Origin of the sequence: Jeotgalibacillus soli (assembly GCF_000829435.1) — a bacterium.
In the GTDB taxonomy this organism is placed as follows: Bacteria; Bacillota; Bacilli; order Bacillales; family Jeotgalibacillaceae; genus Jeotgalibacillus; species Jeotgalibacillus soli.
On sequence record NZ_JXRP01000009.1, the window covers coordinates 108,192 to 125,423 of the forward strand.

Below are 17,232 nucleotides of genomic sequence, written 5' to 3' on the forward strand. Positions count from 1 at the left end.
ATTTAGTACCTAATAGCTCGCGAGCTTCCAATTGAAGGAGTCGGTTTATATGAATAAAAAATAATTATTCCGTTGGGATTCACCTCAGCAATTTTGTTAGGAGGCATCACCTTGAATATCAATATCCTCCACAAGCAAGTCAGTCGAGGAACCACGATCTAGTTAAAGAAACGGTGATTCTCGACTAATTTAGACATTTTACAACCTTCAATTTATAGACTTACTATTTTTCTTATTGACTACTTTTCCACAAAGTGCTAAACTTCATTTTACAAATCGTAATGGTTACGATTATTTAAGAGGAGGAATTACGTAGATACATAACTCTGTTTAAAGAAAAGTGACAGCTAGAAAATAAGTATATCTATTTTTTTATCATTTAAATCGTAATGATTTCAATTTAAGGAGGAGCAATATGTTTCTAAAGAAGAGCAAGATCGTCTTATTATTTAGTTTATTAGTTATTTTCCTGGCAGCTTGTTCAGCAGAGAATTCAGGATCTTCGGAAGAAGGTAGTGAAACGAAAGAGCTTACGTTTCTTTCCAATTTTCCAAGTGAAACGCTGGATCCTCATTTAAATTACACACCTGTAAGAGCAGGGATAACGGAGACATTAGTGAAAATCAGTGAAGATCAACAGCTTGTGCCATGGCTTGCTGAAAGCTGGGAAACAAGTGATGAAGGTAAGACCTGGGTTTTTGAAATAAAAGAGGGGGTTACCTTCCAAAACGGCAATAAAGTGGATGCTGACGCGGTAAAGGCTTCTTTGGAGAGAAATATCGAAGTAAGCGAAGCAATGAAAGCAGCTTTGAAAATCGAATCCATGAATTCAGAGGGACAAACACTGACGATTTATACAGAAGATACTTTGCCTCATTTTCCTTCTGAGCTCGTTCACCCGAATACTGCTATTATCGATTCCAGTGAAACAGATGTTGAAAAACAGCCGATTGGGACAGGACCATTTAAAGTCGTATCCTTTGAAGCAAATAGTAAGCTGGAGCTCGAAAAGTATAGCGGTTACTGGGACGGGGAGGTTAAGCTTGACCGGGCAACCTTAACCTTTAATGAAGATGCAAATGCACGCACACAGGCGCTTCAATCAGGAGATGCAGATATTGTATATCGTCCTGCAATTGAAAGTCTGGAAAGTTTAAAAGAGGATGCTTCGATTGAGACAGATGTTGTCCCGAGTTTACGATCGCATTTAATTATGTACAACTCTGGAAAAGAACCTTTTGATGATGCGAATGTAAGAAAAGCATTCGATATGCTTATAGATCGTCAAGTAGTGGTTGACAGTATTATGGCAGGGCAGGCGACTGCAGCGGAAGGTCCTTTCTTAGTAGATTCCCCTTTTGCACCGGAATATGAAGAAAAGGAATTTAATCTAGAAAAAGCAAGAAAGCATTTAGAAGAGGCTGGCTATGAGATGGAAAATGGCAAAGCAGTAAAAGACGGTGAGCCTCTCTCTCTTAAACTGACTACGTATTCCTACCGTCCAGAATTGCCGTTAATGGCGCAGTTGCTGCAATCAAATGCGAAAGAGCTGGGGATTACAATGGAAATTCAACAGGTAGAAAATATTGACGAGTATTTGGCAGAAAAGAAAGATTGGGATTTGGCTACATATAGCTTAATTACCTCTCCACGAGGCGATGCAAGCTATTTCCTCAACTCAGCGTATATGCCGGGAGGAGCGATTAATCCAGGCCAGATTCAAAATGAAGAAGTGATCAATATAATTAAAGAATTAAACCAAACATCAGAAGAAGAAAAAAGGAATGAATTGTCAAAAGAAGCGATCACCATTATTGATCGGGAGACCCTTCACTCGTTTATTGTTCACCCTAACAATTTTGTAGCCTATAAGGATTATGTCTTAAACTGGAAAACAAGTAAAAGTGAATACTACACATTAACGAAAGATCTAGATGTGGAGAAAAAGTGAAACAGATAGGGAAACGACTGCTGGAGCTTTGTTTGTTCCTGTTTTTATTGTCTATCATCAGTTTTGTCTTTATGAAGGCAGCCCCTGGTGACCCGGTAAGGTATATGCTGAATATTGATGATGTCGCGATTTCAAATGAACAGATTGAGAGCTTGCGAGAAGAATTAGGCTTTAATGACCCGGTATATATTCAATATTGGAACTGGCTTATTCGCTTCTTTCAATTCGATCTAGGAGATTCATTTATGACAAAGCAGCCGGTAATAGAGGAGCTTGCAAGCAAAATTCCGGCGACGCTCACCTTAACCTTCTCCTCAATGGTGGTGATGATGTTGATTGCAGTTCCGCTTGGGACGCTTGCTGCTTTGTATAAAAATCAATGGATTGATCATGCGAGCCGGATCTTTGCTTTAATTGGTGCATCAGTTCCTAGCTTTTGGCTTGGGCTGCTTTTTATTCAGTTTTTTTCTGTCGAACTGGGGGTTCTTCCGTCGATGGGCAGCGATGGTTTTTTTCATTTGATTATGCCATCGCTGACATTAGGAATTGCGATGGCAGCGGTGTATGTAAGGTTGCTTCGATCAAGCCTGCTAGAAAGCCTGGGACAGGATTTTATCCGCTCCGCCAGAGCAAGGGGCCTTAGTCCAAAAAGAATTTTTATTTATCACACATTTCGTCACTGTCTGACCCCGGTCATTACTATTTTTGGGGTCAGTCTTGGCAGTTTGCTGGGGGGGACGGTCATCATTGAGGTCCTATTTTCATATCCTGGTGTCGGTAAACTGGTCGTAGAGGCAATCATTAGAAGAGATTATCCTATTATCCAAGGATACGTTCTTTTTATGGGGCTTTTTGTCGTAATTATCAACTTATTGGTCGATCTTTCCTATCGCTACTTAAACCCTGAAATACGGTTAAAGGGGGCAGATCGGCAATGATTCATCGATCCCGTGCAAGAATTGCCGTAATTGTTACGCTTGCAATCTTAGCTTTTATATTAATCTTAGCCCCTTATATCGCTCCATTTGATCCAACGCAGGTGAAGATGGAAGAACGCCTCAAGCCCATTAGCATGGAGCATTTATTAGGAACAGACCATCTTGGCAGAGACGTATTTTCCAGGATTTTAACTGGAGCGCAAACAACGGTTGGGGCGAGTTTTCTTATTTTATTCATTTCCTTGCTGGTTGGGGTTCCATTCGGTCTTTTATCAGGTTATCTTGGAGGGAAAATAGATCGGATTTTTATGAGAATTGTTGATGCGTTTATGACGTTTCCAGATTACATCGTTGCCATTATTTTGAGCGGTTTTTTAGGTCCGGGGATGTTTAATCTTGTCCTTGCTATTGTCATGGTCAAGTGGGTTGGATATGCGAGGCTCGCTAGAAGTGTTGTGCTGACAGAAAAGCAAAAAGATTATATTTCCATGGCGAAAATCAATGGAATGAGCTCTCTCAATATTTTAAGAAGGCATATGATTCCGCATGTTACCGGAAATGTGATGGTTCTAGCTACATTGGACATAGGAAAAATAATTTTAATGATCGCTTCTTTATCCTATATTGGGCTGGGAGCACAGCCTCCTGCTCCAGAATGGGGAGCGATGCTGAACGAAGCGAAAGGGTTCTTTTATAATGCCCCGCAATTAATGCTTATACCCGGCCTTTCTATAATGATGGTTGTGCTCATTTTTAATTTGCTGGGAGATTATTTAAGAGATCATTTTGATGTAAAAAATCAGAAAGGATGATCCAAGTGACCGTATTAGCCATTTCGGATCTTACTATTCAACACAGGAAAACAATGATTGTCCAAAATATTGAGATGTCCGTTGATGAAGGTGACTGGTTTGCGCTTGTTGGAGAAAGCGGAAGCGGAAAAAGTGTGACAGCTGCAGCAATTGGTGGACTTTTACCTCGTGAGCTAAAGGCAGCGTCTGGAAGCATTCTTTTGGATGGGAAAAACCTTGTGAATTTAAAGGAAAGAGAATTGCGAAAGTATCGTGGGACTGTTATTTCGTATATATTCCAAGATTATCAAGGAGCATTTACTCCTTTTATGAAGATTGGGGCGCAGCTGGATGAAATGCTTAGGACGCATACCAATCATTCAAAAAAAGAAAGAAAAGAAAGAGCTTTACATTCTTTAAAGTTGGTGGAACTGCCTGAAGAAAGAGTATATAACAGCTATTCCTTTCAATTGAGCGGCGGGCAGCTACAGCGAGCGGCGATTGCAATGGCGATGATCCTAGAACCAAAATTGTTAATCGCCGATGAACCAACCACTGCTTTAGACAGTATGACAGCAGCCAATATTCTTCAGCTGATGGCCGATTTAAAGGAGAAGGCGGGCTGCGCAGTATTTTTTATTACGCATGATCTTCGGCATGTGCGGAAATATGCGAATAAAGTCGCGATTATGAGAAATGGAGTGATTGTTGAATCGGGCATGAAGTCGAATGTATTTCATCAACCGAAGCATGAATATACAAAAGCGTTATTTGAAGCCATTCCTTCGCTGCGCAAGACGTCTGCAAGATTATCCAGCCATTTATAGCAGAAAATAAGCTTGAGATTGGAGAGAGTTTTTTGAGAGTCGTTGGACAGGAAATCCTGACAGTGAAAAATCTTTCAAAGGAATATGTATGCGGACATAAAGCAGTGGACCAGGTGTCTTTAACCGTTAACAAAGGTGAGTGCTTAGGCATAGTAGGAGAAAGCGGGAGCGGAAAAAGCACATTAGCCAGATGCCTGCTAGCATTAGAAAAAATAGATGAGGGGGAAATCCTGTTAAAGGAAAAGTCGCTGTATAATGCTAATAAAAAGAGTCTGCATCCAGTTAGAAGCGAAATCCAGGCGGTTTTTCAAAACCCTTCTGCCTCTTTAAATCCAAAGCTGAAAATTATCGATTCTTTGATGGAGCCGTTGGATTTTCAAAGGAAAATCCAGCCTTCTTTCTTAATGGATATCCGGAATCAGCGAACCAAAATGGCGGAACGTCTGTTTGAAATGGTGGGGCTTCCATCCAAATATCTTTCGTACTATCCTCATGAGCTGAGCGGAGGTCAAAAGCAGAGAGTCATAATAGCAAGAGCAATTAGCATTGAGCCGGCTCTTATCATACTAGATGAACCAACAGCCAGTCTGGATGTATCGATCCAAGCAAAAATCTTAAATCTATTAAAGGACTTGCAGGAAGACTTAGGAATCTCTTACTTATTTATTTCGCATGATTTAGCCGCCGTGAACTTTATGAGTCAAAGAATTATTGTGATGAAACAAGGACAAATTGTAGATCAATGCAGTAAACACGATCTCTTTTCAGACAGAAGACATCCTTATACGAAGGATTTGCTGCATGTTTTTGAAGCATAGGAGTGACATCAATGAATCATAAAGCGTACCTTGCTTTGGCAATACCTCTCATCTTTTCAACGATTACAACGCCGTTATTAGGCGCAGTTGATACAGCAGTCGTCGGTCAGCTCCCTGATCCCGCCAATATAGCGGCAGTGGCGATAGGAAGCATGATTTTTAACACGATGTATTGGATGTTCGGATTTCTTCGCGTCAGTACGTCAGGATTTGCTGCACAAGCGAACGGAGCGAAGGATGAGACAGGAGGAATGCTGGCGATCACACGTCCATTCCTCCTTGCTGCTTTTATTGGGGTAAGTTTAGTCGCCCTTCAATGGCCAATTGCAAAATGGTCTTTGCCGCTTTTAAGCTCGGATCCTCAGGTTCAAGCGTTGGCCGCGGATTATTTCAGTATCCGGGTTTGGGGGGCTCCTTTTTCTTTATTGAATTATGTCATCGTTGGCTGGCTGATCGGGATGTCGATGATCAAGTTCTCTCTTTTTTTGCAAGTATTAATGAACTGTATAAATATTGCACTTGATATTTTGTTTGTAAAAGGGCTTTCTTGGGGTGTGTCTGGTGTAGCAGCAGCCACATTAATCGCTGAAGGAACGGCTGTTATAATTGGTATAATTGTTGTATGGAGGGCTTCTCCGTTTAAGCTAAGACTGCCCGCTTTGAAAAAAATCATTGATCCCTCATCCTTTAAGAAAATGATGAAGGTAAATCGTGATCTATTCATTCGGACACTTTGCTTGTTAACGGTATTTAATTTATTTACTGCAAAAGGAGCGTCTTTTGGAACAGAGACTCTTGCTGCCAATGCGATCCTAATACAAATTCATTACATAATGGCTTACTTTTTTGACGGCTTTGCTAATACCTCAAGTATATTAACCGGGAGGGCAATAGGTTCAAAGGATTTTGTTTTATATAGAAAGACTCTTAAACTATCCTTTCAGTGGGCAGCTCTTTCATCGATCATAATAGCAGGAACGTATTACATCCTTAGTGAGCAAATTATTGGCTTATTTACAAAAATACCCGGCGTCATTGAAACAGTGGGTGTTTATGAGGGGTGGATCCTGCTATTCCCGCTTGCAGCTAGCTTCGGCATTGTCTTTTACGGCGTTTTTACAGGTGCAACGGAAGCAGAACCTGTAAGAAATTCTATGATTCTTGCCTTATTAGTGTTTGTTGTTTCTTTATTCATCATTGTCCCATTTGCTGGGAATCATGGTTTGTGGCTCGCATTTATCCTGTTTAGTGCTGGACGCTCCATATTTTTAGTTATGTTTGTTCCTCGGTTGACAAGAAAGCTCTTTCCTTCTGTTAAATAAATCGTTTTTATTCCTCTCTTATTGTGAATTTTATCATGAATAGAGTTTAATCCTTTGAATAATGAGGTAAACATTATGGTAGAGCTTATTTAAATCACCATGAGAGAGGGAATAAAAATGGGTCAACGAAACTACGGTGCAGAGGAGCTAGCTGAGGTTTACCGTTTGATGGGGGACAAAACACGCTTGAAGATGGCAGAAAAGCTTTCGAAGGATTATTATACAATATCTGATTTTGTTAAGCTGTTCGGAATTAGCCAACCCCTCGCAAGCCAGCATTTAAAAAAGTTAAAGAAAGCATTCCTATTAAAAGAAAAAAGGGTGGGTAAGTTGATTTACTACAAATTGAACCCCAATGCCAAGGATTTTCCTCTAATTAGTCTATTGCTGAACCCACTAAAGAAATCGCTTTCAGAACCGTCGGTTTGTGACTACCCACCGGCTGATCGAATAAGAAAAATTGCTCAATAACAGAATATAACCTATGTTCTATCAAAGTATTGTTTATTGTTTTAGTGATATTTTGATAATTTTTGAGTTTATTGTAAAAACATAAAATAGCGTATTTATTTTACGCTTAGTATCTATTTAATGAGGATTTTAAGAGCGTTTCTCAGAGGGATTCGAACCGGCAGAAAGAGGCGGGTAAAGGGCAGTCGAAAAATGAATTATATTGACAATTTTCTAATCAATTGAGATAATAGGTTTAACTAAATACTGGTACCTTTAATTCAGTCCCGTGAGGCTGACAAGGACAGCGGAAATTATGAAGAGCATGGGGTGACGTGTATGCGTATTGCCATCGTTCTTCATAGTGTAAAGAGGCTTCTTGTCAGAAATGACAAGAAGCCTCTTTTGTTTCCAACTCGTCTTCAGCCATCGAAGCTTTCTTCGGTACCAGTTTCATACAAACTGTAAGTGGAGGAATTGGAATGAAAAAAGTAGATGCGGAATTTTCGCTGCAGCCTGTGCCGCAGGCAAATCGTAATGGATTTTGGAAAATGCTTGTTGTTATGCTGGGGTTCACATTTTTCTCAGCAAGTATGTGGTCTGGCGGAGCGTTAGGTGCTGGATTAACCTTTACACAATTCATCGGAATTGTTTTAGCAGGTAATTTAATTCTTGGACTTTATACGGGCGCATTAGCGTATATTGCAGCCAAAACGGGATTATCGACACATTTGCTTGCACGCTATGCGTTTGGCGAAAAGGGATCGTATCTATCATCACTTCTATTAGGTGCAACACAGGTAGGCTGGTTTGGCGTCGGGGTGGCCATGTTTGCTGTTCCAGTTCAACGAGTTACAGGGCTTGATACATATTTATTAATTGGTATTGCAGGAATCTTAATGACAGCAACTGCGTTTTTCGGAATGAAAGCACTGGCAATTTTAAGCTTTATTGCAGTACCGGCAATTACGATATTGGGAGGATTTTCCGTTTTTAAAGCAACAGAAACAGCAGGTGGAATCGCAGGACTGCTGCAGTATCAGCCGCTAGAAACGATGGGACTTGCAGCTGCTTTAACCATTTGTGTAGGATCATTTGTCAGCGGTGGAACTTTGACCCCTGACTTTGCACGCTTCGCGAAAACAAAACGATCTGCGGTTGTGACCACAGTGATTGCCTTTTTTATCGGGAACTCCTTAATGTTCTTTTTTGGCGCAATTGGCTCGATCGCATTAGGGCAGGCTGATATCTCGGAGGTCATGTTCATTCAAGGGCTGATTCTACCGGCAATTATAGTACTTGGCTTAAATATATGGACAACCAATGATAATGCGCTTTATGCTTCAAGCTTGGGATTCTCAAACATTACGAAAATTGCTAAAAGCAAGCTGGTTATTTTTAATGGACTCCTTGGAACCATCGCAGCAATGTGGTTATATAACAACTTTGTAGGCTGGCTAACTCTTTTAGGATCCACACTGCCTTCAATTGGCGCTATTATTTTAGCGGATTATTTCCTTGTGCGAAAAGGAAAATACAAGAAGTTCGAAGAAATGAATTTTAAAGCGGTGAACTGGATTGCATTAATTGCATGGGTGGCAGGCGTTGCGGTTGCAAATTTTGTCCCGGGTATACCGCCAATTAATGCCATTGCAGGTTCTGCCGTTGTCTATGTTGTCGTATCGAAAGTAACAGTATTAGTATCCGAAACAAACGCAACAACAGAAATGAAAAAGGTGGTTTAATCATTGATTATTAAAAATGCAACGCTTAGAGGAAAAGAAGGACGCTGGAATATAACAGTAAGAGACGGCAAGTTTGAAAAAATTTCGCAAGGTAAAGTAGAGGAAAGCAGCCTGATCATTATTGATGTTCACGGCTCCTTAGTACTGCCTCCATTTATTGAGCCGCACATTCATTTAGATACCACATTAACAGCTGGTGAACCGGAGTGGAACATAAGCGGGACGCTGTTTGAAGGAATCCATAGATGGACTCAACGAAAAGAAACATTAACAATGGAAGACGTGAAAACAAGAGCAAAAACAGCTTTAAAATGGCAAATCGCTCAAGGAATTCAGCACGTTCGTACGCATGTAGATGTAACAGACCCGCAATTAACCGCATTAAAAGCGCTGCTTGAGGTAAAGGAAGAGCTTTCTGCCTCTATCGATCTGCAGCTGGTTGCTTTCCCTCAAGAAGGGATTCTATCTTATCCAAACGGCGAAGAGCTTTTAGAAGAATCGTTGAAAATGGGTGCTGATGTTGTTGGCGGGATACCACATTATGAGTTCACTCGTGAATACGGTGTAGAATCAATGAACAAAGCATTTAATCTGGCTGAAAAATATGACAAGCTTGTCGATATTCATTGCGATGAAATTGATGATGAACAATCTCGTTTTGTTGAAGTGGTAGCAGCAGAAGCCTATAAGAGAAGGCTCGGATCACGTGTAACAGCAAGTCATACGACGGCCATGGGCTCTTATAATGATGCCTACGCATCAAAATTATTCCGTTTGTTAAAGCTTTCTAACATTAATTTTGTGTCCAATCCGCTTGTGAACATTCATCTTCAAGGAAGATTTGATACATATCCAAAGCGAAGAGGACTTACACGAGTGAAAGAGCTGCAGGATGCGGGCTTAAATGTTTCCTTTGGCCACGATGATATTTTTGATCCGTGGTATCCGCTTGGAACAGGAAATATGCTGCAGGTTCTGCATATGGGAATTCATGCTGCACAATTGATGGGTTATGAGCAAATTGTAAATTCGATTGATTTTATAACGAAAAACAGCGCCATTACCCTAAATATTGAAGATCAATACGGAATTGAAGAAGGAAAACCGGCAAACTTTATCGTATTAAATGCAGAAAACGAGTATGAAGCAATCCGCAAGCAGGCAAATGTCCGCTATTCTGTACGAAATGGCCAAATTATTGCGGAAACAAAGCCACGTGAAACGGTGATTTCTCTTAATGGCGAGGTGGAGAACGTTACGTTTAATAAATAGGCTATGGTATGGTAAAGTCCATTGTTTTTAGCGGAACGCGAGCGCAATCAGCAGAGACGCTTAACAAAGCATAAATAAGAAATCTTATAGAGGTTTTGTCCTGTTTGATGACGGGGCAAAACTTTTATTTTGTAGGGAATTTAGCTGACGGCCTGCAAATGTTCGGGCACGGCCTGTAAATTGCTGCTGACGGCTTCTAAAATTATTTCGACGGCCTGCAAATCTCTGAGCACGGCTTATAAAATTTAGAATATGATCTATCCGCACCAAGTTATGACGATTACGCTTGATTTTTATAAATGCTGAAGATAGAATGAAAATGGAATGAATGTTCATTCCGCGACAAATGGAGGCGAGAAAATGACGAAAAACAAACGAGAGGATATTTTGGAAGCGGCTTTGATTTTATTTGCAGAACGCGGCTTTGATGGGACGACTGTGCCTATGATTGCGGAAAAAGCAAAGGTAGGGGCTGGCACCATTTATCGTTATTTTGAGAATAAAGAATTTCTAGTTAACTCTTTATTTCAAACAACTGTGCAGCAGTTTTCAAATACATTGAAGCAGGATTTTCCTTATACAACAACAGATATTCGCGAGCAATTTCGCCATGTTTTTTATCGGATGATTGAGTTTGCAAATAATCATGTTCACGCCTTGCAATTTATCGATTCTCATTCAAATACATATAATTTGGATGATAAAAGCAATCAGATGTTTGAGGAATTCCTGGATTTTTTTCGTCAGCTGCTAGAAGATGGAAAAAAACAAGGTATCATTTCTCCATTGCCTTCTGATGCATTAATCAGTATTGTTTATGGAGCATTTAGTCATTTATTTAAAATAATCCGATTGGGTGTAATAGAAGAAACGCCATCTCTTTTAGAAGGTGTCGAACAAAGCTGTTGGAATGCGATTAGAGTCTATTGATTCTATTCCATTGCTGTCAATGGAATGAATATTCATTCCGGAACCGATTTAAAATCTAAGCGATGTTAAAATCTTTTGTTGATTTTTGCACAGTGTTGATTGGAGCGGGTGCAGCGGAATTCAACAGACATGGTTAACAAAGAGAATAATTAAAGAAAGGTGACACAGATGAAAAAATTTAAAAATACGAGAACACTCTCGTTACTGGCTTGGATCATTGTCACGGTCCTGACGGTCATTACAATGCCTGATATGGACCAGCTGGTCAGGGATAAAGGACAGATTACAATCCCGGATAGTGCACAAAGTGAAGTTGCAAAGTCCATGATTAATAATATGGATGAAGATGGAAGCGCAAGGTATCAAATTATTTCCGTCTTTAACAGCGGCAATGATGAGGCTTTAACAGATGGACAAAAAGAAGAAATAGAAGCGGTTATTACTGATTTAAAAGCTCGGGAAAAGGAGCTTGGGATAACAGGGATGATGTCCCACTTGGATAGTGAAGAAACGGAAAAGCAATTAGTTTCTGAGGATGGGACCACCATTCTCACACAAATATCGATTGATAAAAATCAAGGAACAATTACTGAGGTAGCAGAAGAGTTAAATAAAGCAGTACAGAATGATCGTGTAGAAACCTATTTAACCGGAAATGATATTGTAATGGAGGATTTTGTTCAGTCTACACAAGAAGGCGTGAAAAAAACCGAAATCATTGCGGTTGTTTTCATTATTGTCGTGTTGATTCTCGTGTTCAGATCCCCAATAGTTCCGGTTGTTTCACTTTTGACCGTTGGCATTTCCTATGCTGTTTCGATGGGGATTATCGCTCACTTGGTTGATCTGTTCAATTTCCCTTTTTCTAACTTTACGCAGGTATTTCTCGTCGTTATTTTGTTTGGAATCGGGACAGATTATAATATTTTGCTGTATACGCGTTTTAAAGAAGAGCTAAGTAAGCAAGAGAGCCCGCTTCTAGCTGTGAAAGAAACCTTTAAATCGTCTGGTAAAACAGTTTTATATAGTGGAATCGCAGTCTTTATTGGTTTTATGGCTCTTTTTCTCGCAGAATTCAAGCTTTATCAGGCAAGCTCTGCAGTAGCGATTGGTGTTGCGGTGTTAATTCTAGTTTTAAACACTTTAAATCCATTTTTTATGGTGCTGTTAGGTAAAAAAATGTTTTGGCCGGTTAAACGCTTTGAAGGACATGGAGATAGCCGTATATGGGCATTTCTCTCAAAAAATTCAGTAATAAGACCAATTTCATCCATTATTTTAGTTATTGTGTTGTGTCTGCCATTTTTAATGAAATATAGCGGTGATCTTAGCTATAACGATTTGTTGGAAGTAGATGATGCTTTTACCTCTAAGCAAGGAATTAACATTATTGAAGACCATTTTTCACCCGGATTTTCTTCACCGGCAAGCGTTGTTATTAAATCCGATGAGAAAATGGATGATCAGCAATACTTACAGGCGCTGGATGAATTAGCAGAAGAGATTTCAAAGGTTGATGGAGTTGCAAATGTGTTCTCACCTACACGCCCGTCAGGTGAAAAAATTAATGATCTCTATATTAACGATCAAACACAGGAATTAAATACCGGTCTAGGTGATACCAATAGCGGTATTGGGCAAATCAATGATGGCTTGTCCTCAGCAGAACGGCAAATGGGCAGCAGGGATTCAAGCGGATTGGACAATGTTCAAACACTCATTGATGGAACGAGTGAAGTGAAAAAAGGGGTTTCGTCATTACAGGACGCATTGAATCAGGTAACGGATGGAATGAATGATGGTGCACAAGGAGCTCAGGCATTAGAAAATGGTTTGGTTTCATTAAATGAAAATGTAGGAACATTATCGAGTGCTGCTTCACAGCTATCCACTGGATACACCGAATTACAAGCAGGCTTAAGCTCGTTTAGCCAGCATTTTGATCGTCTTGCGCAGGCAATTGAGGGAGCAAGACAAGGATTTGAACAAATCGAAGCTTCTATGGAGAGTCTAATTCAATCCAATCCGGATTTAGCGGAGGACCCGAATGTACAGCAAACGATCGGAATTGCCTCAGCAGCACAGCAGCAATTGGACGAGCTTTCGACACAGCTTAATCAGCTAACACCGCAATATAATCTAGCTATTGCCTCATTCCAAGAGGCTAACACATCCCTTGCACAGGTGAAGGATGGCTTAGCTCAGGTGCAGAGTGGAGTAAGTGAACTGCAGACAGGAGCATCTTCTTTAAACAGTGGTTTAACAGAAGGAGCTGAAGGCTCTGCTCAAATCGCCAGCAAAACCTCTGACCTTGAATCAGGTTTAACGCAAATTAATGGTGGTCAAGAACAACTGCTGGCAGGGCTCGCTGATTTAGAAGAACAAATGGCCACTCTGCAATCAGGAATTTCGGAAAGCACAAAGGGGTTGGATGAAGTAAGCGAAGGATTAAACGGTGCACAAGATTATTTAAGCGGTCTGAGTGAATCACAGGCTTCGCAAAAATTCTATATTCCGAAAGATGTTCTGGAAGGAAGCGATTACCAGGAAGCATTAGATATGTATATGTCAAATGATCGTCAAACAGCGCAAATGACGGTTATTTTAGATGTTAATCCGTATTCGCGTGAAGCTATGACGATTATACGAGATCTGGATGATCATGTGGACGCAGCCATAAAAGGCAGTGAACTGAGTGATGCGACCGTTGCCATTGGCGGGAAAACATCTCAAAATACGGATCTGCAAGATATATCGAGTAATGATTTTGCTCGTACAGCAACCATCATGCTCATTGGAATCGGGCTTGTGCTCATATTTATTACCCGGTCATTTTGGCAGCCGATCTTCATTATAGGCTCGCTCGTGTTAGCGTACTATACATCGCTTGGTATAAGTGAAATCATTAGTACAAATTTCCTTGGGGTGGATGCTCTAGGCTGGAATGTTCCATTCTTCAGCTTCATCATGATTGTTGCTTTAGGAGTGGATTACAGTATTTTCTTAATGATGCGCTATCGTGAGCTGGAGGGCGATGCTTTGACTGCGATTGTTGACGCAGCTCGCCATATTGGAGGCGTCGTGATTTCAGCAGCCATTATACTCGGAGGGACGTTTGCAGCGTTGATCCCTTCAGGTGTGCTAACCCTCATACAGGTCGCTATGGTTGTTATCATCGGACTGTTCATCCTTAGTCTTGTGATGCTGCCAATCTTAATTCCGGCCTTAATGGGACTAACGCATAAATTAAACAGCTCTAACAAAGAAGAGATTAAAAATATGTAGCAACAGCCCCGATGAATTCATTCAGGTGAAATCATTGGGGCTTATTTTAAGTTTTTTTGATAAAAATTTGTATGATTTCTGACAGATGATAAAAATACATATCTTTTTGAACGAAATACGTATAATTTCTTATTTTTTTTATGATAAGATGCTCTAGGTGAAATATGAATTTTGTTAAAAGGGGGTCATTTACATGAAACTTCGTGTATCTGCTGTTCAATATCATCTCCACACAATTAATAGCTTTGAAGAATTTGCGGCTCAAGTTACCCACTACGTTCACAATGCCGCTGAATATAAAACTGATTTTGTTCTTTTTCCTGAGTTTTTAACGACGCAATTAATGTCGATTTCATATAACAATGAATCTCAAACAATTGGTGATTTACCTAAATATACGGAGCGTTATTACGAGCTTTTTACCTCTCTTGCTAAGGAAACCGGCATGCACCTGATTGGTGGAACACATGTGATCGAAAGAGAAGGACGACTTTATAATGTGGCTCATTTATTTTATCCGGATGGAAGAATCGGCGAGCAAGCGAAGCTGCATTTGACACCGACAGAGGTGGAGGATTGGAAGCTAACGCCAGGTGAATCCATTCAAATTTTTGAAACGTCTAAGGGCAAAATTGCCATGCTGACCTGCTATGACATTGAGTTCCCAGAAGTGGTGCGCATGGTTCGCGGAATGGGAGCAGATGTTATTTTCTGCCCATCATGTACAGATGACCGCCATGGATTCAACCGAGTGAGATATACAGCTCATGCAAGAACGATTGAAAACCAAGTGTATGTCGTAACAACAGGCACTGTTGGTTCATTGCCAACCGTTGATTTTATGAGATCAAACTTCGGGCAGGCTGCTGTCATCACGCCGAATGATATTCCGTTCCCGCAGAATGGAATTTTAATTGAAGGTGAAATAAATAACGATATGATTATTACGGCTGATCTTGATTTGGCCCTTTTATATGAGGTAAGACAGCACGGTTCCGTCACAACATGGAGAGACCGCCGCTTTGACTTATATCCTGACTTGAGTGTTGAAAAGACAACAACAGCGCTTGAAAAAAAGGTTTTTGAAATTAATCTTCCTAATAACCCGATAACTGTATAAATAAGATTAAATAAAAGCAGTCTAGTAAACAAGAAGAGAGGGAATGTCCAATGGAATTCGTTCAAATTAAAAGCATCCATGATCCGCTATTCGCTAAGCTTCATACCCTTATGCAGGAGGTTTTTCCTCCTGAAGAGGTGCTTGAATTTGCACTTTGGGAAGAGCCTCTGCAAGATCCAACTATCCGTGTCTTTTTAGCTGTTCATGAGGATGAAATTGTCGGCGTAACCGAGTACCGTTATAATAAAGAGCTTCAAGTTGCCATGACGGACTTTACGATTATCACAAAAGAAGGCTTAGGTGTCGGTCCATTTCTGGCTAAAAAACGCGAAGAAGATTTAATGAATCTCGCAATAGAGCATGATCTTGATCTGATAGGAATGTTTGCTGAAATTTATGATCCATATCGTGCGAAAGACCATGACTTTGGCGGGATTAAAGTAATGGATCCGTTCGTTCGCCGCGAGGTATTGTCACACCTTGGCTATCAGCGTCTTGACTTCTCTTATGTTCACCCAGCGTGGACAAACGAAGGAGAAGCAGTAATGGAGCTGGATCTTTGCTTCCTGCCTTTTAAAGAAGAGATTACTTCTTTAAAAGCAAGCTTCGTTCGTGACTTTATCACAACCTATTATTCAGTCCTATCCAATAAACCGCAGGCGTGGCATGATATGGTCGATAACCTGGATGAAATGGATGACATTCAGCTTCGCGCTCTGTAAAAGCTAAATAAACTCTGCCTTCAAACCCTCCCTATTGAATTAGGGGGGGTTGTTCAGTATAGTGAAACGTATAATCGACACTTTTACAAAGGCAGGGATGAAGATGAAATCAAATGAGTTTGCAGCAATGATCGAACGCATGAAAGAAACGCATGCTAAACTGATAGAGCCATCTCATTTGGTTCATTTTTCATATTATAAAACGGATGAAGAATACTCATTTTTCAGTGAAGAACCGGGTATTCTCTTTGTTTTATCAGGAGAAAAGGAGTACCAAATTGGTGACGATGAGCTGCGTACGCTGAAACAGGGGGAATATCTCTTTTTTCCAAAGGGAGTAACGGTTCACATTGAAGTAGAAAGCGGAACAAGCAGCTTGCTTGTTCCGTTAAAGAAAGAACTGACGGAGCATTTTGTAGATTTACTGCGAAAATACCGCAATTTTTCTCCTGAACTATTGGAGGCTCCAAACCGCGTATGTATTATGCAGGAAGGATGGTCTGAGTCCATCGAGGAAGCATTGCTTAAGCTTCTCCGTTCTCATGCTGATGGTAATGATTACTTTAGCCATCTCGCCCTAAGTGAGATTCTGTATTATATTTTCCCGAATGAACATATGCTATCGAAAATCTCTTATATTATGGATAATTACTACTACCCCGATCCGGTTCGAAGGGTAGAGAGCTATATTTTAGAAAACTATCATCAGCCAATTAGAAAAGAGCATATTGTAGAAGTGGCGAGGGTAAGCGAGTCACATTTGAACCGCCTTTATAATAAATATGTTTTGATGTCGCCAATGGAACGGTTAGCAACGATCCGGATGGAGCAGGCTGCTCTTCTTTTACGCAACCGCTCATTGACGGTCACAAATGCAGCTGGACAAGTCGGCTATCAAAGTATGTCTGCTTTTGTAAATCAGTTCAAAAAGATGTTTGGTGTCTCTCCAAAGGATTTTCAATCAAATGCGGGGAAAAAATAACATTTCCCCGCAAAAATTATAAATTTCTGCCCCGCGATGCCAAAACATGGATTGTGGGGTTTTTCTTTGTATAGGTCTT

14 protein-coding genes are annotated in these 17,232 nt (G+C 40.4%); all 14 read left to right on the forward strand.

The features are described from left to right. Positions 1 to 415: 415 nt before the first annotated feature. The 14 genes from nikA (at position 416) to KP78_RS03710 (ending at position 17,153) form a co-directional block, all read left to right on the forward strand. Complete coding sequence (gene nikA, locus KP78_RS03645; protein ID WP_041086411.1) at positions 416 to 1,951, forward strand: nickel ABC transporter substrate-binding protein; 1,536 nt, start codon at positions 416 to 418, stop codon at positions 1,949 to 1,951. Next, a complete protein-coding gene (gene nikB / locus KP78_RS03650; RefSeq protein ID WP_041086412.1) occupies positions 1,948 to 2,889 on the forward strand; it encodes a nickel ABC transporter permease in 942 nt (313 codons plus the stop codon). The genes nikA and nikB overlap by 4 nt, the downstream gene beginning before the upstream one ends. After that, the gene (gene nikC / locus KP78_RS03655) at positions 2,886 to 3,701 is read left to right on the forward strand and encodes a nickel transporter permease (RefSeq protein ID WP_041086414.1); all 816 of its coding nucleotides are present in this window, start codon (positions 2,886 to 2,888) and stop codon (positions 3,699 to 3,701) included. The genes nikB and nikC overlap by 4 nt, the downstream gene beginning before the upstream one ends. Positions 3,702 to 3,706: 5 nt before the next feature. Next, entirely contained in the window at positions 3,707 to 4,507 is an 801-nt protein-coding gene (locus KP78_RS03660) for an ABC transporter ATP-binding protein (protein WP_041086416.1), read from the forward strand. Between the two features lie 32 nt (positions 4,508 to 4,539). Beyond that, positions 4,540 to 5,325, forward strand: a complete 786-nt coding sequence (locus KP78_RS03665; protein ID WP_041086418.1) for an ABC transporter ATP-binding protein — start codon at positions 4,540 to 4,542, stop codon at positions 5,323 to 5,325. Positions 5,326 to 5,336: 11 nt separating this feature from the next. Then, the gene (locus KP78_RS03670) at positions 5,337 to 6,647 is read left to right on the forward strand and encodes an MATE family efflux transporter (protein WP_041086420.1); all 1,311 of its coding nucleotides are present in this window, start codon (positions 5,337 to 5,339) and stop codon (positions 6,645 to 6,647) included. Between the two features lie 117 nt (positions 6,648 to 6,764). Beyond that, positions 6,765 to 7,118, forward strand: a complete 354-nt coding sequence (locus KP78_RS03675; RefSeq protein ID WP_052474518.1) for an ArsR/SmtB family transcription factor — start codon at positions 6,765 to 6,767, stop codon at positions 7,116 to 7,118. Between the two features lie 461 nt (positions 7,119 to 7,579). Continuing rightward, positions 7,580 to 8,842, forward strand: coding sequence for a cytosine permease (codB, locus tag KP78_RS03680; RefSeq protein ID WP_041086422.1), 1,263 nt, complete (start codon positions 7,580 to 7,582; stop codon positions 8,840 to 8,842). Positions 8,843 to 8,845: 3 nt separating this feature from the next. After that, positions 8,846 to 10,114 (forward strand): cytosine deaminase, encoded by a 1,269-nt coding sequence (codA, locus tag KP78_RS03685; RefSeq protein WP_041086424.1) that lies wholly within the window; start codon positions 8,846 to 8,848, stop codon positions 10,112 to 10,114. A 360-nt stretch (positions 10,115 to 10,474) separates the two neighbouring features. After that, a complete protein-coding gene (locus tag KP78_RS03690) occupies positions 10,475 to 11,044 on the forward strand; it encodes a TetR/AcrR family transcriptional regulator (protein WP_041086425.1) in 570 nt (189 codons plus the stop codon). Between the two features lie 168 nt (positions 11,045 to 11,212). Further along, positions 11,213 to 14,329 carry an MMPL family transporter gene (locus KP78_RS03695; RefSeq protein WP_041086426.1) on the forward strand — a complete coding sequence of 1,039 codons (3,117 nt, stop codon included), beginning with the start codon at positions 11,213 to 11,215 and terminating at the stop codon, positions 14,327 to 14,329. Positions 14,330 to 14,522: 193 nt separating this feature from the next. After that, positions 14,523 to 15,449: a carbon-nitrogen hydrolase family protein gene (locus KP78_RS03700; protein WP_084219685.1), complete on the forward strand. Its 927-nt coding sequence runs from the start codon at positions 14,523 to 14,525 to the stop codon at positions 15,447 to 15,449. A gap of 50 nt (positions 15,450 to 15,499) precedes the next feature. Beyond that, positions 15,500 to 16,171, forward strand: coding sequence for a hypothetical protein (locus tag KP78_RS03705; RefSeq protein ID WP_041086428.1), 672 nt, complete (start codon positions 15,500 to 15,502; stop codon positions 16,169 to 16,171). Positions 16,172 to 16,232: 61 nt separating this feature from the next. Then, on the forward strand, positions 16,233 to 17,153 hold the full coding sequence (locus KP78_RS03710; protein ID WP_041086429.1) for an AraC family transcriptional regulator: 921 nt from the start codon (positions 16,233 to 16,235) through the stop codon (positions 17,151 to 17,153). Positions 17,154 to 17,232 lie beyond the last annotated feature (79 nt).